We start from the raw sequence: 23,394 nt of genomic DNA, 5'->3' as shown, positions 1-23,394 counted from the left end.
GACCGGGTGTCGATCGCGCCTGTGGTCGGGTCAGCGGACGATCTGGCGGGCACGCAGGTCGGCGACGACGTCTGGAACGATGCCGATCTCGGTCAGGACGTCGTCGGTATCGTGGCCTGGCGGCCGGCCGGTGAAGCGGACGTCGCCGGGCGTCTGCGACATCCGCCACATCACGTTGTGCTGCAACAGAGCACCGAAGTCGGGGTCGTCGACCTCGACCAGCATTTCGGTCTCGCGAATGTGGATGTCCTCGACGATGTCGCGCGCCGTGTTGACCGCGGCCACGGCGGCGCCTGCGTCGGTGAACGCCGTCAGCACCTCGTCGCGGGTGCGCTCGGCGATCCACCCGCCGACGTACTCGTCGAGCAGGTCCGCGTGCTCGGCCCGGCTGTGCCCGGCGGCGAACCACGGCTCGTCGATCACCTCCGGGTGCCCGACCAGGCGCAGGACCCTCTCGGCGATGCGCTGGGCACTGGTGGAGACCGCCACCCACTGGTCGTCCTTGGTGCGGTAGGTGTTGCGGGGCGCATTGTTCGTCGACCGGTTGCCGTGGCGCATGCCGACGACGCCGAGCTGCTGGTAGACCGTGGGCCCGGGGCCGACGGCGGTCATGATCGGTTCGAGCAGGTTCATGTCGATGACCTGACCGCGCCCGCCGTTGCGTTCACGCGCCAGCAGGGCCATGGAGACGGCCGAGGATGTCGCGATGCCGCAGATGGAGTCGGCGAGGCCGAACGCCGGCAGCGACGGGGGGCCATCGGCGGATCCGGTGAGGTGGGCGAAGCCGCTCATCGCCTCCGCGATCGTGCCGAAGCCGGGTCGGGAGGCATAGGGCCCGTACTGGCCGAATCCGGTCACCCGGGCCAGGACCAGGCGCGGATTGAGGGCGGTCAGCACTTCCGGGGACAGGCCCCAGCGCTCGAAGGTCCCGGGGCGGAAGTTCTCGACCACGACGTCGGCGGTCTTGACCAGCTCCCGGAAGACGTCCGCGCCCTCGGGTGCGGACAGGTTCAGGCCGACGGTCCGCTTGTTGCGCGAGATCTCCTTCCACCACAGGGGCGCGCCGTTCTTGGTGGGTCCGTGCCCGCGCATGCCGTCGCCCGCGACCGGATGCTCGATCTTGATGACCTCGGCACCGAAGTCGCCCAGGATCTGGCACGCCAGGGGGCCCGCCAGGATCGTCGATACGTCGAGGACCCGGATGCCTGCGAGAGGTCCCTGTGTCATCCCAGCCGCTCCCTCCGTCTGTTCCAACTCATGGAACAACTTTCCGTCAGAGTAAACACGGCACCGGTCTGCCTCGTCAAACATCCCACGGGATTTCTCTTGACCGGGCCCACCGGTGCTCACTACGTTGTGCGCCAAGCAGAGGAACGGCGTTTCGGTAGGTGGAACAGCCCGGCAATCGGGGGTGTCGCCTCGCACATCCAAGCCGCCGTCCGATCGGATGGGAGTCCGGACATGACAAGCACAGCACGTAGTCGCTCGGCACGAGCCCGGGCCGGGCTCGTAGCGGTCGCCGCAGCGGCCGCCCTCCTCCTCGCCGCGTGCGGGGGAGGCTCGGGTGGCAACCAGAGCGACGGGCCGGAGACCACGAAGATCACCGACCTGGTGGTCGACAGCGGTCAGGAGCCCGACTCCCTGGACCCCTTCTACCGCAACACCGCGGAGGCGCAACGCTTCTACCGCCTGGCCTACAGCAGCATCCTGAAGTGGAACGAGGACGGTTCGCTCGCCCCTGACCTGGCGGCGGAGCTGCCCGAGGTGACCGACGGCGGCAAGACGTGGACGATCACGCTCCGCGACGGAGTCACCTTCCATGACGGCACACCGCTGACGGCCGACGACGTGGTCTTCACGTTCGAGGCCGCGGCGAACCCCGAGAACGGTGCCGTCTGGCTCTCCTCGCTGAGCTACATGGAATCCGTCAAGGCCGTCGACGACACCACGGTCGAGCTGAAGCTGACCGAGCCGTACGCCTACATGGGTAGCCGGCTCGCGATGATACCGATCCTGTCGGACGAGACGCCGTACAAGACCAACGACACCTATGCCACAACCGAGAACGGCAGTGGTCCGTACGTGCTGGAGAAGCTCAACCGCGGCGACTCCATCGAGATGGCGCGGTTCGGAGACTACTTCGGCGACCAGCCGCCCTTCGAGACCATCACCTTCAAGGTCGTTCCGGAGGACGCCTCCCGGATCGCTCGCCTGCTCAACGGTGAGTCCCACATCCTGCCGAACGTACCCACCGACCAGGTCGAGCTGATCAAGGACCGCGGCGCGAACGCCGCGATCGTCGAGAAGAACGTCGTCCGCCTGTTCCTCTACCCGTCGATGAACCCCGACCGGCCGACCTCGAACGTCGACTTCCGGCTTGCGATCGCCTATGCGGCCGACCGGCAGCGGATCGTGGACCAGGTGTACGGCGGCGCGGGCCGTCCGAACAGCACCTACCTGACCTACGGATCGCTCTACCACGACGAGGAGGTCGGGATGACCTTCGGTTCGACGCCCGACATCGAGGCCGCGAAGGAGCACCTCGAGGCGTCGGGCTACGACACGAGCCGCACCCTGAAGATCATCGCGGTGAACAAGCCGAGCGTGGTGAGAGCGATGACGATCCTGCAGGCCAACCTCAAGGCGATCGGCGTGACCGCCACCGTCGAGTCGCAGGAGGTGGCCGGCTTCTACTCGGCGCTCATCTCCGGGGAGTACGACCTGATCGCCTTCGACAGCCCGGCGTCGACGTCGGCGGGCTTCGCTCCCGACTACGTCAACGGTGGCCTGAACAGCAAGGCGGCGAACAACTTCGCGAAGTTCAACGACCCGGAGATGGATCGGCTCCTCGACACGGCCATGACGGCCCAGACCGAGGAGGAGCAGGCCGCGGCCTGGAAGGCGGTCCAGGAGCGTGACGTCGCGACGCAGGGCAACATCCAGCTCGTCGCGGCTCAGGTCAGCGAGGCATGGTCCAAGGACCTGGTGGGCTACGAGCCCTCCGGGCTCCTGTGGCTGAACACCGTGCTCGACGTCAAGTAGCGCGAGCACGACCAGCATGGGCCAGGTGTCGGGATGGGATCGTCCATCCCGGCACCCGGGTCCGTCCCCGGGTCGGCGCCCACTACGGCGCGTGGCCCGGCGGACGGCCACCGAGAGCCAGGAGAGAGCGTGACGGGACTGCGCAGGGAGTACGTCGACGGGCCGGAGGGGCAGATCCATGTCCGCCGGGCGGGTGCCGCAGGGATCGGGGAGCGGCCCCTGCTGTGCCTCCACCTGAGTCCGGGCTCCGGACGCATGTACGAGGAGCTGCTCGTCGAGATGGCGACGGACCGGTTCGCGATCGCCCCCGACACGCCCGGCTTCGGAGCCAGCGACCCCTCTGCGGCGCCCCCGACCATCGCCACCTTCGCGCGGTCGATGCTGGCCGTGCTCGACCACTACAGGATCGATGAGGTGGACGTCCTCGGCTACCACACCGGGAGCAAGATCGCGGTCGAGCTGGCGCTCGTCGCACCCACGCGGGTGCACAGCCTCGTCCTGGTCTCCGCGCCGGTCTACACCGAGGAGGAGCTCGCGCAGCAGGCGGCGGCCCTCGCCGTGCCGCGCACCCTCGAGCCGGACGGCTCGCACCTGGTCCGGCAGTTCAGGGAGCTGGTGCGGTGGAGCCCCCGGGACACACCGCTGTCGCTGATCCAACGCGAGTTCGGCGAGCAGCAGCGGGGAGGCTCCCGCGCCCACTGGGGCTACCTGGCCGCGTTCGCCTACCAGCACGCCGAGAAGCTGCCGTGCGTGGAGCAACCGGTCCTCCTGCTGTGCCCTCAGGACGACCTCGAGGGGCCGACGCTGCGGGCCGAGAGGCTCCTGAGGCGCGGTCGCTTCCTCCGGTTGCCCGGCTGGAGCCACCAGATGATGATCACCCGGACCGCTGAGGTTGCGGGACTGATCCGCGAGCATGTCGCGGACCCGGACCGACTCAGCTGAGACGCCGCAGGCTGGGCCCTGTGCTGAGGGCGACCAGCACCAGCAGTACGCCCGAGACCAGCAGTGCGGTGGTCTCGCCCCGGGTCGCGATCCCGAGCGTGATCGACAGCTGTCCGACCGAGGCCAGCGCGGCGATGCCCACGACGCTCCCGATCTGGCGCATCAGGGTCAGCGCCGACATCGCACGCGCCGCGAGCGGGCCCTCGATCGCGTCGACCATGGTCATGGTGTCGATCGAGTAGAGGATCCCGGCGCACAGGCCGAAGACCGCCAGTGGCCCCAGGCTCAGCCACAAGGACGCCTGCGCCACCGCCGCGAGCAGCAGGAGGGCGGCAGCCAGGATGAGCATGCTCGCGAGCATGAGGGTGCTCGGCCGGACGAAGGGGCGCAGGTAGGCGCACAGGGGGCCCGCGATCGGCATGCCGAGGTTGCCCACGAGCATGAAGAGCCCGGTCACCGAGGCGGAGACCCCGCGACCCTGCTGGAGCTGCAGGGAGATCACGAACGCCGTGCCGTTGATCATGGCGTTGTAGCCGAACGTCGCGGGGAGCAGCGTGCGCACGGCGGGCACGCGCAGCAGGTCGACGTCGAGCACCGGGTTCACCACCCGACGCTCCGTTCGGACGAAGGCGACGACGAGGGCGGCGCTCACGCCGAAGCCGGTCAGCACCATGACCGGCGACGCGTGGCCGCGGCCGGTCTCGATCAACGCCCACGACAAGGTGCCGAGCGCGAGCGCAGCGAGCGCCATCCCGGCGAGGTCGAGGCGCCCCGGCTCCGCACGCGCCGTCTCCTCCAGCAGGCCAGCAGCCACGGCGCCGGCCAGTGCGACCGGGGCCAGTGCCACGAACGTCACGCGCCAGCCGAGCGCCTCGACCAGCGCGCCGCCGACGACCGGCCCCAGCAGCAGTCCCACGCAACCGATCATCAGGAGCTGGCCGATGGCACGCTGACGGCGGCGCCCGGCCGGGACGTTGCCCGCCAGCAAGGTCGGACAGTTCGGCAGCACCATCGCCATCCCGAGGCCCTGGAGCACCCGCGCTGCCAGCAGCATCGCCAGATCGGGGGAGACGGCAGCGACCGTCGCACCGGCGGCGAACGCGACCAGGCCGCAGCGCAGGACCGCTCGTGCGCCGTAGCGCGAGGCGAGCACGCCGCTCGCAGGAAGCGCGCTGGCCGCGACCAGCGGCATCAGCGCGCTCAGCCACTGCAGTCCGGCGATGCCCGCGTCCAGATCGCGACCGATGGTCGGGATCGATACCACGAGCGAGGTCTGGTCGAACATCATGCACGCCAGCGCGATGGCGCAGATCGAGGCGACTGTCACCGGGCGGAGGGGCCTCCGGACGTTCCCGTGCCGACTGCTGCTGGCGTGCATCTCTCCCCTTCGGCCGGACACGAACGGACCCGACGTGCCCGCTTCTCGGCCGAGACCGGACGTCGTCGCTCGGCCGAAGACCCCGTTGACGGCGGCGGGGCCTGCCGTTACATTAGCCGAAACGCTGTTCCAATTTGGAGATGATGTGATCCCTCGGTCGTACCTCTACGTTCCCGGCGACGATGCCGCGAAGCTGGAGAAGGCGACCTCGCGAGGCGCCGACGCGCTGATCGTCGACCTGGAGGACGCGGTCGCCCCGGCGAAGAAGGACGAAGCCCGCGCGCTGGTGACCGGCTGGCTGAGCACCCTGCCCGCCACGGACGTGGAGATCTGGGTGCGGGTGAACCCCGGTGACCTCGGCCTCCAGGACGCTCGAGCGGTCCTCGCGCCCCGGGTGCGCGGTCTCGTCGCGGCGAAGACCGAGTCCGCCGAGGGGCTGCGGGTGCTCGCCGCCGAGGCGGCAGCCGCGGAGGACCGCCTCGAGCTGCCTCGGGGCGCCTTCGGGCTGGTGCCGCTCCTGGAGTCCGCGCGCGCCCTGCTCGCCGCGACCGAGATCGCGGCCGTTCCCGGCGTGGTGCGGCTGCAGGTCGGGGAGGCCGACCTCGCGGCCGACCTCGGGTTCGCGCGGCAGGACGACCAGGCACCGTGGGACACCATCCGCACGCAGACGGTGATCGTGAGCGCGGCCGCCGGGATCGAGGCGCCGGTCGCTCCCGTCTCCACCGACTTCCGCGACCTGGACGGGTTCGCTGCATCGACGCGGGCGCTCGCCGCCCGGGGCTTCGTGGGTCGGGCGTGCATCCATCCGGCCCAGGTCGCGGTCGCGAACGAGGTCTTCACCCCGCGGCCCGAGGACGTCGGTCATGCCCGGGCGCTGATCGCCGCCTTCGACGAGGCGGTGGCCCGGGGGGTGGGCGTGATCCTCGGGGAGGACGGCCGGATGATCGACGAGGCCGTGGTCCGCAACGCGCGGCGGACGGTCGCGCTCGCCCGCTGACGATCAGGCGTGACGACGAAGGACGAGAGGGACCGAATGAGCCTGCGTTACATCCGAGAGGTCGTGGTCGCGAGCGCCGACGTGCGCACCGCCGCGACCTTCCACCAGAGCGCCTTCGGGCTCGAGGTGGTGGACGGGATCGAATCCGCCCAGGAGGTACTGCTCGGCGTGCCGGGAAGTCCCGGCGGGCGCTTGCGCCTGGTCGCCGCGGATGACGGCGCGACGCCCTCCGATCCGCCGCGCGTGTGGGACACCGGCGCCCGGCTGCTCGGGATCTACTCCCACGACCTGGACCACACCGCCGCTGCCATGGCCGCAGCGGGGGGCACCCCCCGCCGACCGGTGACCTACCCGTACGGCACCGCATCCCTCTCCGAGCTCGTCGGGCTGGGGGCCGACGGCGTGTGGTGGACGATCCCCCAGGCCGTTCCCGGCGCCCATCGCCCCAGCGCCGCCTACGCGGCCGAGCCGCGGCGGATGCACTCCGAGCTCCACACCGCCGTGCTCGTCACCGCCGACCACGACGGCGCGGTCGCCTTCTTCGAGGCCGCCGGGCTGAAGGCAGCGTTCGACGGAGAGCTGTCGGGACCGCCGTTCGACGAGCTCGTCGGCATCCCCGCCGACGCGGGGCTGCGCCTGGCGTTCCTGGTCGGGCCGGGCCAGGAGGCCGCTCGCCTGGAGATCATGTCGTTCACCGGCGTGGATTCAGCGGACCGCTCCGGCGACGTCCTCGGCATCCAGCGCCTGGTGTTCGTCGCCGACGACCCGGCGGAGTCGTACGCCGCCCTGCTGTCCGCGGGGGCCGAACCCCTCGCCGACCTCGTCGTGCGCGGTCCGGAAGGCGTCGTGATCGAGGTGGTCAGCGCGTGACCGAGACCCCGATGATCGAGGTCGCCGTCGTCGGTGCGGGCGCGGCGGGCCTGTCGGTCGCCGTCCACGCCGCCGCACAGGGTGCCCGCGTGCGCCTCATCGAGAAGCAGGACACCCTCGGTGGCATGCTGCACATCGCCAGCGGCGAGTTCTCGGGAGCCGGCAGTCGCCGACAGGCGGCCCGCGGCATCGAGGACTCGCCCCAGCGCCATTTCGAGGAGGTGCGCAGGCTCTCCCACGACCGTGTCGACGCCGACCTCGCGTGGCTGTCGGTCCGCCACCAGGGTGAGACCGTCGACTGGCTCGACGACCACGGGTTCGCCTTCCACGAGGACTGCCCGGGCCTGATCCACGGTCACGAGGTCTACGAGGTGCCCCGCACCTACTGGGGGCAGGACCACGGCCGGTCCGTCCTCGAGGTGCTCGAGCGCGAGCTGACCGCCCACGTCCGGGCCGGCCGAGCCCAGGTGCACACGGCGACGACCGTGCGGTCCCTCGCGATCGAGGACGGCCGGGTGGTCGGGGTCGAGGTGTCGTCCGGCGAGGGCGATCACACCATCCGCGCCGATGCCGTCGTCCTCGCGACCGGCGGGTACGACGCGAACGTCGAGCTGCGCAACCGCTTCCTGCCCGAGCATTGCTGCGCGGTGCTCGTCGGCTGTCTCGACCACGCCACGGGGGACGGCCTCCTGATGGCCGAGGATGCCGGTGCCGCCGTCTCCTCGGACGGCGTGTTCCTGCCCGTGATGGGCATGATCCCCGACCCCGCGCGTCCCGGGCACGCCGTCGACTACCGCGAGGCGTACATCGAGATGGCCCCGGCGTACCGGGAGCCCCTGGAGATCTGGGTGAACCTCGACGGCCGCCGCTTCGTGCCGGAGGACACCCGCAGCCCCGAGCTGCGCGAGCGCGCCCTGATGGCCCAGCCGTCGAGCACGATGCACATCATCTTCGACGCCGGTGCCCTCGCGGCCGCGCCGACCGGCCTGATCCGGAATCCGGCCGGGCCGTGGGAGCCGGAGCGGTTCGCGGAGGTCTGCCGGACCAGCCCCTGGGTGACGCGAGCGGACTCGCTGGAAGCGCTGGCGCGGGCCCTCGGCATCGATCCCGGGGCGCTGGTCGCGACGGTGGGCGACTACCACACCGCGATCGAGACCGGGCACGACCCGATCGGTCGCGCGAACCTGCCCCGCCGGCTCGACCAGCCGCCGTTCTACGCCATCACCACGGTCGCTGCCTCGATCCTGTCCCGCGACGGGCTGGCCGTCGACACCGACCTGCGGGTGCTGGACCGGATGGGATCCCCGATCGCCGGCCTCTATGCCGTCGGGGAGGTGCTCGGCAACAACAAGTTCGCGGGCGACAACTACGTCGGCGGCATGAGCATCACGCCGGCGCTCACGCTCGGGCGGCTGCTCGGCGAACGCGTGGGGGCCGGATCCGGACAACAACCCAAGGAGCACCTCGGATGAGTGACCCGTACCTGGTCGGCGGCGTCAACGCGGCGTTCGTGGGTGTCAACGACCGCAAGCCGCACCTGGACCTGTACCAGGGGCAGCTCGGGTGGGAGATCGCCGAGGAGGGTCTGTTGACGGCGGCCGAGGCATCCGGCCTGTGGGGACCGGGCGTCGGCGACACCGCCTACACCGTGCTGACCGCCGCCGGCGCCGACCACGGACGCATCGTCCTGCTCGAGGTCCCCCCGCAGGAGCCGGGCCCGCACCCGCGGCAGGCGGACACCGGACTGATCGCCATCAACATGTACACCCGAGACATCCAGGTCTCGCACCGGGTGCTCACCGCGGCCGGAACGCCCTGGGCCACGCCTCCGGCGACCTGGGAGGTGCCGCTCGGCGAGAAGCTCGTGACGGTCACCCAGGGATTCGCGCTGGCTCCCGAGTCGACGGACATCGTGTTCGTCGAGCCCGCACAGGCGCGGGGCACCGCTGCCTGGGACCGAGACCCGGACCGGCACTACACCGAGCTGACCTCGGTGGTCTGTCACGTCGAGGACTTCCCGGCGGAGGCGGCGTTCTGGGGAGCGGACGGCCTCGGGCTGTCCAGCTGGTACGACGTCACCTTCTCCCACCCCGGCCTGGACAAGATGGCCGCGCTGCCCGAGGGGACAGTCATGCGGCTCACCTTCCTGGCCGGTCCGACGACCGCTCGCATCGAGATCACCCGCATGGAGGACCGCACCCTCGGGACGGACCTGCGGGCGACGCAACGGACGGCACGGCACCTCGGCCACTCGGGTTGGCTGGTCGAGGTCCACGATCTCGGCGCGGCCGTGGCCCGCGCCGCCGAGCGGGGCGGGCGGGTCCTCACGGCCCCCCGGGAAGGCCCCGACGCGCTGTTCGGCGGCCGCCGCGTCTGCTTCATGGACACGCCGAACGGCCTCCCCGTGACCTTCGTCCAGGCCGGTTGAACCGGGCACCCCATCCCTCCATCAAGAGAGAAGAGAACCGCATGCGACCGCACGTCGAGCTGATCCAGGAAGATGACTACGTCTGGCACACGGCTGAGCTGCCGGGTGGTGAGGGCCGCGCGAGCGAGCGCCGGCTCTCCGTGGACGAGGAGGACGGCTCCTCGTCGCTGAAGATGGCGTTCCACACCGACTGGGGTCGTGGTCCGGGCATCCATCACGCGAACACCGAGTACTACGTGCTCGACGGGGAGATCGACTACGGCGGCCGGAAGATCGGCACGGGTGGCTACGTCTACGCCCCCAAGGGTGTGCCCGCGGACTACATCAAGATCGCCGAGGGCACCCAGCTGCTGCACTACCGGGAGTACGGCGACGCCGGGTTCGACCAGGTGGAGTCGCTCGCCGGCGCCGCGGCATGGGACGACGCGAGGGAGGAGATCATCGTGATCGACTCCGAGGCGATGCAGTGGGACGCGGTCCCGAACCCCGGCCCGATGCCCGGCCTGTTCATCAAGTACCTGCACGTCGACCCGGTCACGGGCTTCTACACCCGGCTGGTGCACGCGCAGGAGGGATGGGCCGATCACCGGCTGGCGCATCACCCCTGCTACGAGGAGGCCTACACGACCCAGGGCCACATGGAGTACAACTTCGGCACCCTGGACCTGGGCACGTACTTCTTCCGGCCGGCCCGGGTCAAGCACGGCCACTTCACGACCATGGAGGGTGGGGCGACGTGGTTGCTCCGCTCGGACGGTGAGCTCGCCAACTGGTACACCCAGAACGAGTGGGTGCGGTGGGGAGGCGAGGGCGTCAACTACGGCCCGGACGGGCTCGACGAGTCTCCGCACCCCGCGGCGCGCTGGGCGCACTCGAGTCACGACCTGGCTCAGCCGTGGCGGACCGACGAGGACATGCGTCAGCTGACCAAGTCCTGGCAGTTCCAGAAGGACCAGGGCCAGTTCGACGCGCCAGTGCGTCACCACGGGTCGGGTGCGGACAGGTCGGCCATCGCGATCGCCAAGGCCCTCGACGCGTTCAACCTCCAGGGTGGCCACGGCGGCCACACCCACGACCACACCCACGAGGACGAGCACGTGCACCAGCCCGCGAACCTGGACTGGGGCTGGAGCGGCCGGGACACCGAGCACGCCGACGAGCGCACCGACCAGCACGCGCACAGCTGGGGTGCGGGTCGACAGTGGAAGAAGGGCGACCCCATCCCGGCCCCCATCCTGTCCAGCCTCCCCGTCCGCAGCCGCTCCCGCGGACGCTGGGACGGCGACGGCATGTGATCGCCCGGTGCGCGCGGCTCGGGACGCGCGCGACCCACCCACCCCGGCCGCCGGGCGACCGGACACCGACCCCGCACCGTCAGGAGTTCAGCCATCAGCATGCAGAGCGACACCACCTACGACGTCGTGGTCGTCGGCGCCGGAACGGCGGGGATCCCCTGTGCGGTGCACGCCGCCCAGGGGGGAGCCCGGGTCCTGCTCGTGGAGAAGGACAGCAAGATCGGCGGGACCCTGCACGTGACCGGCGGCCACATGGCCGCGGCGGGCACCCGGCGGCAGGCGGAGCACGGCATCGAGGACAGCCCGCAGGCCCACCTCGAGGACATCCGCCGGATCAGCCAGGGGACGGCGCGCGACGACCTGATCCGGATCGTCGCGGAGCACGCCGCCGACACCGTCGACTGGCTGGCCGAGCGCGGCTTCGCCTTCGCTCCGGAGACGCCGCGCATCGTCTACGGGCACGAGCCCTACACCGTCGCCCGCACCTACTACGGCAAGGACGAGGGACTCTCCATCCTGGAGGTCCTGCGGCCCGAGCTGGAGCGCACCCAGGAGAGCTACGACCTCACCGTCTGGACCGACGCCGTGGTCGGTGAGCTCCGTACCGGTGACGACGGCGGGGTGATCGGCGTCTCGGTGCTGCGGGCGGGGAGCGAGGTCGAGGTCGACGCCGACGCGGTCGTCCTGGCGACCGGCGGCTACGCCGCCGACGCCGAGCTCTTCGAGGAGCTCGAGCACGCGCCTCTCGTGTCGGCCGCCGCCCGCACGTCCACCGGCGACGGGCTGCATCTCGGGCTCGCCGCGGGTGCTCGCCTCCAGGGCGCGGGAACGCACCTCCCGACCTTCGGCGGCCTGCCCGACCCGCGGAACCCGAACCGCGCCAACTGGTCGGACCGGCAGCGGCTGACCAGCGAGCGTCCGCCCCGGGAGATCTACGTCGACAGGCACGGCCGTCGCTGGGTGGCCGAGGACGAGGAGTCCATCGACGAGAAGGAGCGCGCCCTCACCCGGATCGCCGAACAGACCTTCTGGACCGTCTTCGACGATGCCGCCCTGTCGTTGTCCACCGGTGGCATGAACCAGATGGTCGTCGGTCAGGAACCCGACGACGTCCGTGCCATGGTCGACACCCGCCCCGGACTGCACTCCGCGGCCACCCTCGAGGAGCTCGCGCGGGCCGCGGGCATCGACGAGGCCGGCCTGGTTCAGACCGTGGCCGGCTACAACCGGGCCGTGGCCGAGGGGCACGATCCGGACTTCGGACGCACGTACCTCCCCGCGCCGATCGCCGCGCCACCCTTCTACGCGATCCGCAACCACGCGATCACCCTGGTGACCTTCCAGGGGCTCGACATCGACGCCTCGTTCGGCGTCCGGGACGAGGCCGGCGAGGTGATCGCCGGGCTGTACGCCGTCGGTGAGGTGATCGGCGCCGGCGCCACGTGCGGCAACAGCTTCTGCTCGGGCATGCTGGTGACGCCGGCGCTGACCTTCGGTCGGCTCCTCGGCGCCAGGCTCGCCGACGCGCAGGCGCGGGCTCAGGCGTACTCGTAGAACCCGCGGCCGGTCTTGCGGCCCAGGAGGCCGGCCTCGACCATCCGCAGCAGCACCGGTGGGGCGAAGTAGAGCTGCTCCTTGAACTCCTCGTACATCGCCTCCGCGATCGCGCCGAGGGTGTCCAGCCCGATCAGGTCGGCCAGCCGGAGCGGACCCATCGGGTGGGCACAGCCCAGCTCCATGCCGCGGTCGATGTCCTCGGCGGAGGCGAAGCCGGAGTCGAACATCCGGATCGCCGAGAGGATGTAGGGCACCAGCAGGGAGTTCACGATGAATCCTGCGCGGTCCTGCGAGCGGATCACGCTCTTGCCGAGCACCTCGGTGGCGAAGCCTCGGGCCCGCTCGACGGTGGCGTCCGAGGTCAGCAGCGAAGGGACCAGCTCCACGAGTCGCTGGACCGGCGCAGGGTTGAAGAAGTGCACCCCGACCACCCGCTCGGGAGCCTGCGTGGCCATCGCCAGCTTCATCACCGGTATGGAGGAGGTGTTCGTCGCCAGGACGGCGTCGGGGTCCTCGAGGAGGGCATCGAGCCGCCCGAACAGGTCGAGCTTGACGCCCTCGTCCTCGATCACGGCCTCGAAGACGAACTGCCGGTCGGCCAGCTCGGACAGGTCGGTGGTGAAGCGGATGCGCCCGAGCGTGGCGTCACGGGCCCCGGCATCGATCTTGCCGCGTGCCACGGCGCGGTCCAGCGAGGATTCGAGACGTGTCCTGCCGGCGTCGGACGCGCGACGGTCGATCTCGTAGGACACGACCGCACAACCGCTCCGGGCGGACACCTCGACGATGCCCGAGCCCATCAGCCCGGCGCCGACGACGCCGACCCGTGCTGCCGGCGCCGACATCAGCCGACCACCGTCTCGCCCTTGACCAGCGACTTCGCCACGACGGTCCGCAAGACGTCGTTGGTGCCCTCGCCGATGCTCATCAAGATCGCGTCGCGGTACAGCCGCTCGACCTCGAACTCGGTCGAGTAGCCGTATCCGCCGTGCACCTTCATCGCGTCGATGGCGGCGTTGAGCGCGACCTCGGAGCAGAAGATCTTCGCCATACCGGTGGCCCCGTCGGCGCGACCCTGGCGGACCGCGTCCGCCGCCCAGTAGGCCATCAACCGCGCGGCCTGCACCTGGGTGCCGAGCTCGCCGAGCTTCAGCTGGATGGCCTGGAAGTCCGCGATCGGCTTGCCGAACGCCTTGCGCTGCTGCGCGTAGGCCAGCGCTTCGTCATGGGCGCGCTGGGCGATCCCGACCGAACGGGCCGCGATGTTAACCCGGCCCCACTCCAACGCGGAGAGGACCTGCTGCATGCCCCTGCCCTCGACGCCGCCCACCAGCTGCGACACCGGCACCCGGACGTCGTCGAGGCGGATCTCGCAGGACTCGGTGCCCTTGTAGCCGAGCTTCGGGATGTCCTTGGTGACCTCGTAGCCAGGGGTGTCGGCCTCGATCAGCAGCACGCTCATCCCGCGGTGCGCGGGCGACGCGGAGGGGTCGGTCTTGACCAGCACCGGCAGTGGGTCGGCGTACCTGGCGTTGGTGATCCACATCTTGGCCCCGTTGACCACGTAGTGGTCGCCATCGAGCCGGGCGGTCGTGCGGATGCCCTGCAGGTCGGTGCCCGCGTCGGCCTCGGTCAGGCCGATGCCGGTGCGCCGCGCGCCGGTCGCGAGGTCGGGGAGGTACATCTGCCGCTGCTCCTCCGTGCCGTGCATCGCGATGAGCCGGCAGGCCAGCGAGTGGCTGCCCAGGATTCCGGCGATGCCCATCCAGCCGCGCGCGATCTCCTCGAAGACCAGCGCGAAGGCGACCGGGTCGAGGTCGAGCCCGCCGTACTCCTCGGGGACGGTGATGCCGAAGAGTCCCATCGCCTTCATGCCGTCGACGATCTCGGTCGGGTAGCGGCCGGACTGCTCCCAGTCCCGCGCGACCGGCACGATCTCCTTGTCGACGAACGTGCGCAGCAGCGACTTGAACTCGCGCTGGTCCTCGTCCAGCTCGAACTTCATGGGGTCTCCTCGGTTGGCTCGGTGTTGGTGGAGTGGAAGACGGGCAGGGCGCGGCCGTCGGCCAGGTCGACCCAGCCGATGCTCACGAGGTCGCCGATGGCCCAGTCCCGCTCGCCGGTCAACCGGGTCAGCAGGAGCGGGCCCTCGTCGAGACGCACCCGGGCGAGGACGTACGGCGTGGGGACCCCCGGACGTAGCGCCCGGTGGACCGTCGTGAAGGTGTCCACCGTGCCGGTGCCGGCGGCGGGGACGAGCTCCAGGTGCTCGAGCGACCCGCAGCTCGTGCAGAGCGCACGAGGCGGGTGCTGGAGGTGCCCGCAGGCAGTGCAGGACTGCACGGTCAGGCGGTGCTCGCGGGTGGCCTCCCACCATCCGCCGGTGACCTCGTCGGCCGCGGGCACCTCGCCCGGTACGAAGCCGCTCATCGGGCCACTCCCAAGACGACGGTCGCGTGGGTGGACATGATCCCGCCGGTGCCGTGCGCGACCGCGACCTCGGCGCCCGCGACCTGCCGTTCCGCGCACTCGCCCCGCAGCTGACGGACGGCCTCGACGAGCAGCAGCACGCCGTACTGGCCGGGGTGGCAGTAGGAGAGCCCGCCGCCGTTGGTGTTGAGCGGCAGGGACCCGCCGGGCCGGATCCGGCCGTCCTGGATGAAGTCGAGCACCTCCCCGCGTCCACAGAACCCGAGCGCCTCGACGCTGAGCGCGGCGGTGATGGTGAAGGAGTCGTACACCTCGACGACGTCCACGTCGGCCGCGGTGATCCCGGCTCGCGCGTACGCGTCCGCCGCCGACTCCGCTGCGCCGGGGGCGGTCAGGTCGCGGACAGTGGTGAACGAGGTGTTGGTGGTCCGCTCGCCGTACCCGAGGACCTCGACGGGAGGTCGGGCCAGGTCCCGGGCGCGCTCCAGCGAGGTCAGGACGACGGCACCGCCGCCATCGGTCACCAGGCAGCAGTCGGCGACGCCGAGGGGGCTGGAGATCATCGTCGACCCGGTCACGTCCTCGACGGAGAGCCGGCCGGCGCCGTAGCGGAACGCCCGCGGGTTCAGCAGCGCCCAGTCACGTGCCGCGACCGCGATCTCCGCGAGCTGCTCGCGGGTGCCGCCGAACCGATGGAAGTACTGCTGGGCGGCCATGGCGTAGTACGACACGGGATAGAGCGGGTCGTACGGCTCCTCGAACTGGGCCTCGGGGATCCAGGGCTCGTGCACCCCGCCCAGCCTCCGGGACCTCGCGGACCGCTGGTTGGATGCGAACGAGATGACGACCGTGGTCGCTTGCCCGGCCGCGATCGCCTGCGCGGCCCGGGCGACGTACATCTCGAACGCCGACCCTCCCGCGAAGGTGGAGTCGGTCCAGGTGGGCCGGAGACTGAGGTAGTCGGCGAGCTGGGTGGCGGAGAAGCGGGAGATGCCGGTGGTGGCGATCCCGTCGACGTCGGCGACGGTGAGGCCGGCGTCGGCCAGTGCCCGGGACACGGCCTGGGCCTGCAGGGTCAGGATGGACTTGCCGGTGACGCCCAGGTCGGACTCCGCGGCCCCGACGATCGCCGCGCCGGTGGTCATCGTGCTCCCGGCCCGTCGGGCTGCCCGAGGAGCACGCTGGCGTGGGCGGGTGCGACCGCGGGCCGGCCGGGCGCACCGTCCGGGCCCACGACGACGACCGTCAGCGCGAGCTCGATCCGGTCGCCGGTCGCCTCCGTGACCGTGCCCTCGCAGCGCACCGTCTCGCCGGCGAACACGAGGTTGCGGAAGGTGAAGTCGAGACGGCGGACGAAGGACCGCGGGCCCAACCAGTCCTGGACCTGCTCGACGAGCAGGGCGCCGAAGACCTGACCGTCGACGACCGGCCCCGGCAGCCCCTTCTCGGCGGCGTAGTCCTGGTCGTAGTGCAGTCGGTGCCAGTCCCAGGTCGCGCCGGCGTAGGCCACCATGTCGGTGAGCGTGATCGTGCGCTGCAGTGCGGGGACCGGGTCGCCGACGCGTGGTGTGACCGGGGCCGTCATGCGGGCTTCTCCAGGCTCACGAAGATGATCGTCTCCTCGTTCTCGGCGAGCACCTCGCCGCTCTGCTCGGTGTAGGTCGCGCGCGAGGTGATGATCAGCATCTCGCTGCCGGAGGAGGTCACCTTCTCGGTGGCATCCTCGATGCGCCAGGTGGCCGTGACGACGTCCTCGGGTCGGATCCGGCGGTGGAAGGTGTACCTGTTGCCGCCGCGCACCTGGCGGGTGCCCGGGATGTCGAGCCCCCACGTGTGGCCGGCGTAGCCCTCGCGGTCCATCGGGAGACCGGCGTACTGGTTGGTCTCGCAGATCAGGGTCGGTGGCGCAGTCACCCCGGCGAGGCCGTGTGCCCGAGCGAACGTCGCGTCGAAGTACAGCGGGTTGTCGTCCCCGATGGCCAGGCCGAAGTAGCGTCCGGCCGCCGCGCCGACCGGCTCGGGTGCGACGTAGACCCGGGTGGTGCCGACGAGTGCGGCGATCTCGGGGGTCAGCAGGCTCATGCGTCGGCCTCCGACGCGGGGTACAGCGCCGTCGGGAACACCTCGATGAGGAACTCCGGGCGGAGGAGGCCGAGGCAGATCGCGCCGGTCGACGCGGGCCAGGGCGGGGCCAGCAGGCGCTCGCGCACACCCGCGACCACCCGGTAGTTCGGCAGCTCCCGCTCCACGCAGAACTCGACGGTCGAGAGCAGGTCGGAGGGCCTGAGCCCGGCGTGCTCGAGCAGGTGCCCGATCGCGCCGTAGGTGACCTCCGCCTGCGCACCCAGGTCACCGGGGTGCAGGGCCTCTTGGGTCTCCATGTCCAGCGACGCGAAGCCGGACATGTAGAGGGTCCGTCCCGCCTTCACCCCCGGTGAGTAGGTCAGGCTGTCGTAGCGCGACCAGCCCGGGTTGACCAGCTCGAGCGGGTGGCGCGAGGCGGTGACGTCGATGGCCACGAGCTGTCCCTCGCGGTGCAGGCGGCCCATCAGGATCCCGCCCGCCCCTGGGTAGACCCCGGCCCCGCCGAGCAGCTCCTGCCGGACCTCGTGGGTACGGCGGTAGTCGCGACGAGTCGGCGGAGTCGAGTAGTCGTAGGTCGTGACGGCGTTGTCGAGCGAGAGGCCCGCCCGGCGGAGGAGCACGTCGGCCTGCTCGAGGCAGTACCGGTACTGGCCGACCAGGTCGTCGGGCGCGACCAGGTCCCCGTGCTCGTCGATCGGCACGAGCGTCGGCAGGTGCACGGCGCCGTCATGGCCCTGTGTGACCGGCGACGGCGTCCAGGTGCCAGGGCGCCGTCCCTCGCTCGACAGCAACACGGTGCCGCCGCCGCGCGAGGCCCGCAGCTCCACCTCGAGGAACGCCGCGGACCGCACCAGACGCTGGACGATGATCGTGGTGATGGCCGGTTCGTGGTCGCCAAAGAGCTCGCGACGCACCGCGACCGCGTCCTCGTAGTGCTCGAGACCGGACAGCGTCACGTTCTCGGTGATGTGCGTGACGTCTTCTAGGGACAGCCCGGCGCCCTCGACGATCGTCAGCACCTTCTCGTACGCCGTGCGGGCCTGCTCGCGCATCGTGCCGCCCACCGTCATCTTCCCCAGGGAGGCGTCCAGGCTGGCTGCGGTGTGTCCCGAGGTCCAGGCGTGCTCACCCTCGCTCAGGCCCAGGCAGAAGGTGAAGCCCTCGTAGGGAAACCAGGGGAAGGACGCGGGCTTGATGGCGGACAGGGTCATGATCAGGCCTCCGGAGGTTCGATCGGTCGGGACGGTTCGGCACCGCGGACGCCCTCGGGTGCGGACGCCGCCGCGACCAGGTGCAGAACGGCGGCCAGGTCGGTCGCAGTGGGGAGCCGGCGCACGGCGGCCGTGAGCCGGGACGCGAGCGGCCCGACGTTGCCGGTCAGCTTGGCCATCAGGTCGGTGTCGGCGAGCGGTGCCGACCCCCCTCCGGGGCTCCGGTCGACGTGCCCGGCGACCTCGCGACCGTCCACCAGGGTCAGGACCACGTCGCCGGGACTGTCCGCCGCGACGGCGCCGGGGTCGACCACGTCCCACGCGACCCGCGCCGCCAGTTCCGAGACGTCGCGGCGGCCGAGCTGGCCCGGCGCGTAGGTGGTGACGTCGACCCGGCCGTCGAGCAGCATGGCCGCCACCGTCCAGGGGAGGGAGAACTTCGCGGCGTACGGGCTGGCCGGGTGGGCCAGGTCGCGGTCCTCGGCGCAGACGACCGCGGCGGAGTCCGGGTGAACCCGCGCACGCACCGAGACGACGGCGTCCGCGGACACCCCGGCCCGCGACAGGGCATCGCGTGCGGCCGCCATGGTCGCGTGCGAGAGCTGGCAGGCCGGCCAGGGCTTGATGCCGATCCGGGTGGTCTCCCAGGTCCGGCCCAGGCCACCGAGGATGACGGAGCGATCGACGTCACCGGTGGCCAGTGCGTCGTAGATGCCGTGCGGGCCGTCGAACACGGTCTCGGGTCCGGTCGCGCCGGCCGCCGCCAGCCGCGCGGCGAGGATCCCGGCCTGGGAGGCGAAGCCCGGGTGCAGCTGCTTGGTGCTGGCGCCGGTGCCGAGGAAGGCCAGGAGCCCGCCGGCCTGGCTGCCGGCGATGCCGAGTGCCTGGGTCGTGGTGTCCGCGTCGAGACGGTAGAGACGGGCAGCCGTCGCCGCGGATGAGAAGACGCCGGCCACCATGGTGGCGTGCAGTCCTCGGGCGTGGAAGCCGTGGGGTGCGGCCGCGGCGACCCGGCAGGCCACCTCGTAGCCGACGACCGCGGCGTCGAGGACCCGGCGCCCGCTGGCACCGACCTCTTCGCCGACCGCGAGCGCGGCGGGCAGCACCACGGCCGTCGCGTGCACCAGACCGCCCGCGTGGGTGTCGTCGAAGTCCAGGGCGTGCACGAGGGTCCCGTTCGCCAGCGCGGCGGCGGGAGCACTCACCTGGGTGGTGCCCCCGAGGATCGTCGCCTCGGGAGGTCCGGCGAGCCTCGTGGCCACGGCGACCGCGGGGTCGGCCGCGCCGGTCCGGGCTGCGGCCACCGCGGTCCCCAGCCCGTCGAGGAGGTGGCGCAGGGCCGCCTCCTCGACCTCTCCGGGTAGGGCGAGCTCCGAGGTGATCCAGCGGGCGAGGGTTCGAGCAGTCATGCCTGGTCGGCCAGCTCCTGGTCGGCGACCGTTCCGAAGGCGCCGGCGCGGATCAGCTCCGCGACCCGGTCGTCGGTCCACCCGATCGTCTCCCGCAGCACGTGGTCGAAGTCCTCGTTCCTCCGCGGTGCCCGGCGGTACTGGGGACGCTCGTTGCCGACCCGCACGGGCGAGGCGAGCTGCTTGACCGTGCCGTACACCGGGTGCTCGGTCTCGACGATCAGCTCCCGCGCGATCGTGTGCTCCTCCTGCAGGGCGGCCGCGACGTCGTTGATCGGGCCGCACGGGATCGACGCCGGGTAGAGCACCGAGAGCCACTCGTCCACGGTGCGGCCCCGGAAGATCCTCTCCAGCTCGGCGAGCAGCTCCCCGCTGTGCTCCCGGCGCCCGGAGAACGTGGCGTACGGCGAGCCGGCCTCGGCCCACTCCGGCCGGCCCACCACGACGGCCAGCCGCGCCCAGAACTTCTCCTTGGCGCAGCCGACGACCAGCCAACCGTCCGAGGCCTCGAATGCCTGGAACGGTACCAGCGAGGGGTGGGCGGAGTGCCGGGTGCGCACCGGCGTGAACCCGGCGTTGAGATGCCACGTGGCCGGGTAGGTGAGCATGGTCATCGCCGTGTCGTACAGGCTGACGTCGCAGTCCATCCCGACGCCGTCGCGGCGGGCCGCGTGGATGCCGGCCAACATCGAGATCGCCGCGACGAAGCCGCCGGAGAAGTCCACGAGGGAGAGGCCGGACTTGGTCGGCGGGCCGTCGGGCTCGCCGGTGAGGTCCATCCATCCGGCCAGCCCCTGGAGGACGTAGTCGTAACCCGGCTCGGACCTGCGCGGACCAGTCATGCCGAAGCCGGTGAGCGAGCAGCACACGATCCGAGGGTTGAGGTGCTTCAGGTCGTCGTAGGTGATGCCGATCTTGCTCGGCACGTCACCGCGCAGGTTCGAGTAGACCGCGTCCGAGACCCGGACCAGCTCGTGGAAGACCTCGCGGCCCGCCTCTGTCGAGAGGTCGAGCGACAGGCTTCGCTTGTTCCGGTTGAAGGTCTCGAAGAACAGCGAGTCCTCGCCCTCCGTGTACGGCGGCACGTAGCGGCCCACGTCCCCACCCACTCGAGGATCCTCGATCTTGAGCACCTCGGCACCGAGGTCGGCGAGGTGGACGCTGCCGAACGGGCCGGCGCCGTACTGCTCGATCGCGATGATCCGGACGTCCGCAAGTGGTCTCATAAGCGGCCTCCCGTGACCGTGGCGATGAGTGCGATGATCGAGTCCTGGGCGGCGCGCGTCTCGGCCGCGTCGATACCGTGTGTCGGTGGGCTCAGCTTCACCGCGTCGGCCTTCCCCTCATAGGCCCCGAGCTGCTCGGCGACCCGGTCGGGGTCGCCGTTCAGGGTCAGGGCGTCGACCATCTCGTCGGAGACGGCATCGGCCAGGTGGTCGGCGCCGCGCCCCGATCGGAACGCGTCGATGATGCGCCGCTGGTCCTCTGCCAGGCCGTGGAAGTCGAAGAAGTCGGCGTAGGTGCGGACGCTGGCGTAGAACCCGACCAGGCCGGCCACCCGGCGGGCGGCGCGCCTCGGATCCGGGTCCACCGAGCAGCACGCGGAGACGACCACGTCGAGATCGCCGCGGGCGCGCCCCTCGACCGCCGCGATGCCCGCCTCGAGCTCGGGGAGGATCCGGTCCTGGAGGTAGGCCGGGGAGCAGAGCTCATGGCTGATCCAGCCCTCGGCGATGCGTCCGGCGAGCCGGGTCATGGCCGGCCCCATGGCCGCCAGGTAGATGGGGATCCGCTCCCGGACCTGGGGGAACGGTCGCTGGTAGCCGCGGATCCGCATCGGCTCCCAGTCACCGGGCAGGTCGATCTCCTCGCCGGCTCCACAGGCGGCCCAGAAGTGGCGTACGTTGCGCACCACCTCGGACAGGTGCCTCACCGGCTTGCCGAAGCGCGCGTTGTGCCAGTCCTCGTTGAGTCGCTGCACGCCGGTCCCGAGGCCGAGGACGAAGCGCCCGCCGGAGAGCTCGTCGAGGTCGAGCGCCTCCAGAGCGGTGATCATCGGGCTCCGGGTGAACGCGAGCGCGATCGCCGTCCCGATGCGCGCCCTGCTGGTCGAGCCGATCATCGCGGCGGCGCTCAGCGTCGCGCTGCGGTGCAGCTCGGGAACCCAGAGAGTCTCGGCGCCGGCGCGCTCCGCGCGAGCCGCCGCGTCGGCGAGCTCGTCGAGCGTCTCGCCCCACGGAGCGTAGGTGATCCGCATCGTTCAGTCCTCGAGCGAGAGCGGGTGCTTGGCCTCCGGGAAGATGCCCTCGAGCTGCTCGGCGCCCCGCTTGTAGACGTAGAAGGTCCGCTTGAAGGAGCACACCTCGTCGCCGTCCTGATTCAGGGTCCGCGTGCGCACGGTGACGATGCCGGCGTGCGGACGGCTCGCCGACTCGCGCTTCTCCAGCACCAGGGACTCGCTGAACAAGGTGTCACCCGCGAAGACCGGATGCGTCATTCGGATCTCGTCCCACCCCAGGTTCGCGAAGGCGTTCTGGGTGATGTCGGTGACGCTCTGCCCCACCGCGATCGCGACCGTCAGGGTGGACACGACCAGCGGCTTCTCGAACTCCGATCGTGCCGCGTAGGCGCTGTTGAAGTGCATCTGGTTCGTGTTCATCGTCAGCAGCGCGAACCACGTGTTGTCGTTCTCGGTGACGGTGCGACCGAGCGGGTGCCGGTACAGGTCGCCGACCTCGAAGTCCTCGAAGAACCGGCCCTGCCAGCCCGCCTTGATGCCCATGGATGCTCCTCGTGCCGGGGTGCGACGTCGGTGCCATTTCCGCGTCGAGTGCATCGCCAACCTAAATGTCTGATGTATGGTTGTCAACCAAAATGAAACACCGTTCCGATAATGTTAGGACGGAAGGATCCGGAGGACCAGCCGGCCGCCGGGCGCCGTCGATCTCGCCTGGCGCATATGTCAGACTGATGCCGTGACCGGTCTGGACGCGGCAGCCGAGCGACGCCGGCTCCTCGTGGAGCGGGTCCAGCCCGCGTATCGACAGGTCGCCGACCAGCTGCGCTCGCTGATCGTCGGGGGGCAGCTCGCGCCCGGCGACCGGCTCCCCTCCGAGGCCGAGCTCTCGGACCTGTTCGGGGTAAGCAGGAGCACCGTGCGGGAGGCGTTGCGCGCGTTGTCCTCCCGTGATCTCGTGATCACCACCCGCGGGTCCACGGGGGGCAGCTTCGTCGCCCATGTGCGGCCGAGCAGCGTGGCCGACTACCTCGAGGCGAGCATCGGCCTGATGAGTGGGCACCATCTCAGCGTCGAGGAGATCCTCGAGGCGCGCGAGCTGCTCGAGGTCCCTGCAGCCGGCCTCGCCGCGGACCGGCGCACCGAGCAGCACGTGCGGCGGCTCCAGGAGGCCCTGGAGTCCGAGGGGGAGATCCGTGAGCGCGGGCCGCTGTTCACCGAGCACCGGCACTTCCATGTCGTCGTGCTGGAGACCGCTCAGAACGGACTCCTCGGACTGATGACCGAACCCGTCTTCCGGGTGCTGCAGGAGCGTCTCACCCGGCCGGGGCTGGGCGAGGACGTGTGGCATCGGGTCGATTCCGACCATGCCGACATCGCCGAGCGCATCATCGCGGGTGACCCCGACGGCGCACGCGAGACGATGCGCGCGCACCTGCGGCGTCTGCGCGACATCTACCTGGCCTGACCGGACGCTCGACCAAGCATCGTCCGCCGTCACCGATCACTCGAAG

General features: G+C 71.1%; 22 protein-coding genes. 9 read left to right on the top strand and 13 right to left on the bottom strand.

Translation table 11 applies throughout. The annotated features are described in order from the left end of the window. Positions 1-30 precede the first annotated feature (30 nt). Entirely contained in the window at positions 31-1,227 is a 1,197-nt protein-coding gene (locus tag NOCA_RS22130) for a CaiB/BaiF CoA transferase family protein (RefSeq protein ID WP_011757509.1), read from the bottom strand. A gap of 234 nt (positions 1,228-1,461) precedes the next feature. Here NOCA_RS22130 and NOCA_RS22125 point away from each other — a divergent pair, with 234 nt between their 5' ends. Together NOCA_RS22125 and NOCA_RS22120 are read left to right on the top strand one after the other, a co-directional pair. Then, positions 1,462-3,042 (top strand): ABC transporter substrate-binding protein, encoded by a 1,581-nt coding sequence (locus tag NOCA_RS22125; protein WP_011757508.1) that lies wholly within the window; start codon positions 1,462-1,464, stop codon positions 3,040-3,042. A gap of 129 nt (positions 3,043-3,171) precedes the next feature. After that, positions 3,172-3,984: an alpha/beta fold hydrolase gene (locus NOCA_RS22120; RefSeq protein ID WP_041546815.1), complete on the top strand. Its 813-nt coding sequence runs from the start codon at positions 3,172-3,174 to the stop codon at positions 3,982-3,984. Here NOCA_RS22120 and NOCA_RS22115 read toward each other — a convergent pair. After that, positions 3,977-5,311, bottom strand: coding sequence for an MFS transporter (locus NOCA_RS22115; RefSeq protein WP_041546814.1), 1,335 nt, complete (start codon positions 5,309-5,311; stop codon positions 3,977-3,979). The two genes, NOCA_RS22120 and NOCA_RS22115, sit on opposite strands and share 8 nt — an antisense overlap. 196 nt (positions 5,312-5,507) lie before the next feature. Here NOCA_RS22115 and NOCA_RS22110 point away from each other — a divergent pair, with 196 nt between their 5' ends. From NOCA_RS22110 to NOCA_RS22085, 6 genes are all read left to right on the top strand, one after another. Further along, on the top strand, positions 5,508-6,359 hold the full coding sequence (locus tag NOCA_RS22110; protein ID WP_011757505.1) for an HpcH/HpaI aldolase/citrate lyase family protein: 852 nt from the start codon (positions 5,508-5,510) through the stop codon (positions 6,357-6,359). Positions 6,360-6,395: 36 nt separating this feature from the next. Further along, the gene (locus tag NOCA_RS22105) at positions 6,396-7,229 is read left to right on the top strand and encodes a VOC family protein (RefSeq protein WP_011757504.1); all 834 of its coding nucleotides are present in this window, start codon (positions 6,396-6,398) and stop codon (positions 7,227-7,229) included. Next, positions 7,226-8,701 carry an FAD-dependent oxidoreductase gene (locus NOCA_RS22100; protein ID WP_011757503.1) on the top strand — a complete coding sequence of 492 codons (1,476 nt, stop codon included), beginning with the start codon at positions 7,226-7,228 and terminating at the stop codon, positions 8,699-8,701. The genes NOCA_RS22105 and NOCA_RS22100 overlap by 4 nt, the downstream gene beginning before the upstream one ends. Then, positions 8,698-9,657, top strand: a complete 960-nt coding sequence (locus NOCA_RS22095; RefSeq protein WP_041546812.1) for a VOC family protein — start codon at positions 8,698-8,700, stop codon at positions 9,655-9,657. The genes NOCA_RS22100 and NOCA_RS22095 overlap by 4 nt, the downstream gene beginning before the upstream one ends. Positions 9,658-9,698: 41 nt before the next feature. Beyond that, complete coding sequence (locus tag NOCA_RS26110) at positions 9,699-10,952, top strand: DUF4437 domain-containing protein (protein WP_049774438.1); 1,254 nt, start codon at positions 9,699-9,701, stop codon at positions 10,950-10,952. A 99-nt stretch (positions 10,953-11,051) separates the two neighbouring features. After that, positions 11,052-12,506, top strand: coding sequence for an FAD-dependent oxidoreductase (locus NOCA_RS22085; protein ID WP_011757501.1), 1,455 nt, complete (start codon positions 11,052-11,054; stop codon positions 12,504-12,506). Here the strand turns inward: NOCA_RS22085 and NOCA_RS22080 are convergent. From NOCA_RS22080 to NOCA_RS22030, 11 genes are read right to left on the bottom strand one after another with little or no spacing between them, the layout of a single operon-like run. After that, positions 12,491-13,354 (bottom strand): 3-hydroxybutyryl-CoA dehydrogenase, encoded by an 864-nt coding sequence (locus tag NOCA_RS22080; RefSeq protein WP_011757500.1) that lies wholly within the window; start codon positions 13,352-13,354, stop codon positions 12,491-12,493. The two genes, NOCA_RS22085 and NOCA_RS22080, sit on opposite strands and share 16 nt — an antisense overlap. Beyond that, on the bottom strand, positions 13,354-14,514 hold the full coding sequence (locus tag NOCA_RS22075; protein WP_011757499.1) for an acyl-CoA dehydrogenase family protein: 1,161 nt from the start codon (positions 14,512-14,514) through the stop codon (positions 13,354-13,356). The genes NOCA_RS22080 and NOCA_RS22075 overlap by 1 nt, the downstream gene beginning before the upstream one ends. Continuing rightward, complete coding sequence (locus tag NOCA_RS22070) at positions 14,511-14,939, bottom strand: Zn-ribbon domain-containing OB-fold protein (protein ID WP_011757498.1); 429 nt, start codon at positions 14,937-14,939, stop codon at positions 14,511-14,513. Before NOCA_RS22070 ends, NOCA_RS22075 begins: the two co-directional genes overlap by 4 nt. Then, entirely contained in the window at positions 14,936-16,084 is a 1,149-nt protein-coding gene (locus NOCA_RS22065; protein ID WP_011757497.1) for an acetyl-CoA acetyltransferase, read from the bottom strand. Before NOCA_RS22065 ends, NOCA_RS22070 begins: the two co-directional genes overlap by 4 nt. Further along, a complete protein-coding gene (locus tag NOCA_RS22060) occupies positions 16,081-16,524 on the bottom strand; it encodes a MaoC/PaaZ C-terminal domain-containing protein (RefSeq protein ID WP_011757496.1) in 444 nt (147 codons plus the stop codon). The genes NOCA_RS22065 and NOCA_RS22060 overlap by 4 nt, the downstream gene beginning before the upstream one ends. Then, on the bottom strand, positions 16,521-17,021 hold the full coding sequence (locus NOCA_RS22055) for an FAS1-like dehydratase domain-containing protein (protein ID WP_011757495.1): 501 nt from the start codon (positions 17,019-17,021) through the stop codon (positions 16,521-16,523). The genes NOCA_RS22060 and NOCA_RS22055 overlap by 4 nt, the downstream gene beginning before the upstream one ends. Beyond that, on the bottom strand, positions 17,018-18,235 hold the full coding sequence (locus tag NOCA_RS22050; RefSeq protein WP_011757494.1) for a Rid family hydrolase: 1,218 nt from the start codon (positions 18,233-18,235) through the stop codon (positions 17,018-17,020). The genes NOCA_RS22055 and NOCA_RS22050 overlap by 4 nt, the downstream gene beginning before the upstream one ends. Before the next feature lie 2 nt (positions 18,236-18,237). Continuing rightward, positions 18,238-19,644: an MmgE/PrpD family protein gene (locus tag NOCA_RS22045; RefSeq protein WP_011757493.1), complete on the bottom strand. Its 1,407-nt coding sequence runs from the start codon at positions 19,642-19,644 to the stop codon at positions 18,238-18,240. Continuing rightward, a complete protein-coding gene (locus NOCA_RS22040) occupies positions 19,641-20,870 on the bottom strand; it encodes a CaiB/BaiF CoA transferase family protein (protein WP_011757492.1) in 1,230 nt (409 codons plus the stop codon). Before NOCA_RS22040 ends, NOCA_RS22045 begins: the two co-directional genes overlap by 4 nt. Continuing rightward, positions 20,867-21,901: an LLM class flavin-dependent oxidoreductase gene (locus NOCA_RS22035; RefSeq protein ID WP_011757491.1), complete on the bottom strand. Its 1,035-nt coding sequence runs from the start codon at positions 21,899-21,901 to the stop codon at positions 20,867-20,869. The genes NOCA_RS22040 and NOCA_RS22035 overlap by 4 nt, the downstream gene beginning before the upstream one ends. Before the next feature lie 3 nt (positions 21,902-21,904). Further along, positions 21,905-22,426 (bottom strand): MaoC family dehydratase, encoded by a 522-nt coding sequence (locus NOCA_RS22030; RefSeq protein WP_011757490.1) that lies wholly within the window; start codon positions 22,424-22,426, stop codon positions 21,905-21,907. A gap of 193 nt (positions 22,427-22,619) precedes the next feature. Here NOCA_RS22030 and NOCA_RS22025 point away from each other — a divergent pair, with 193 nt between their 5' ends. Continuing rightward, complete coding sequence (locus NOCA_RS22025; protein ID WP_011757489.1) at positions 22,620-23,348, top strand: FadR/GntR family transcriptional regulator; 729 nt, start codon at positions 22,620-22,622, stop codon at positions 23,346-23,348. Positions 23,349-23,394 lie beyond the last annotated feature (46 nt).

Source organism: Nocardioides sp. JS614 (genome assembly GCF_000015265.1).
In the GTDB taxonomy this organism is placed as follows: Bacteria; Actinomycetota; Actinomycetes; order Propionibacteriales; family Nocardioidaceae; genus Nocardioides.
Note: the sequence above shows the minus strand (reverse complement) of the source record. Positions and strands in the feature narration are given on the sequence as shown.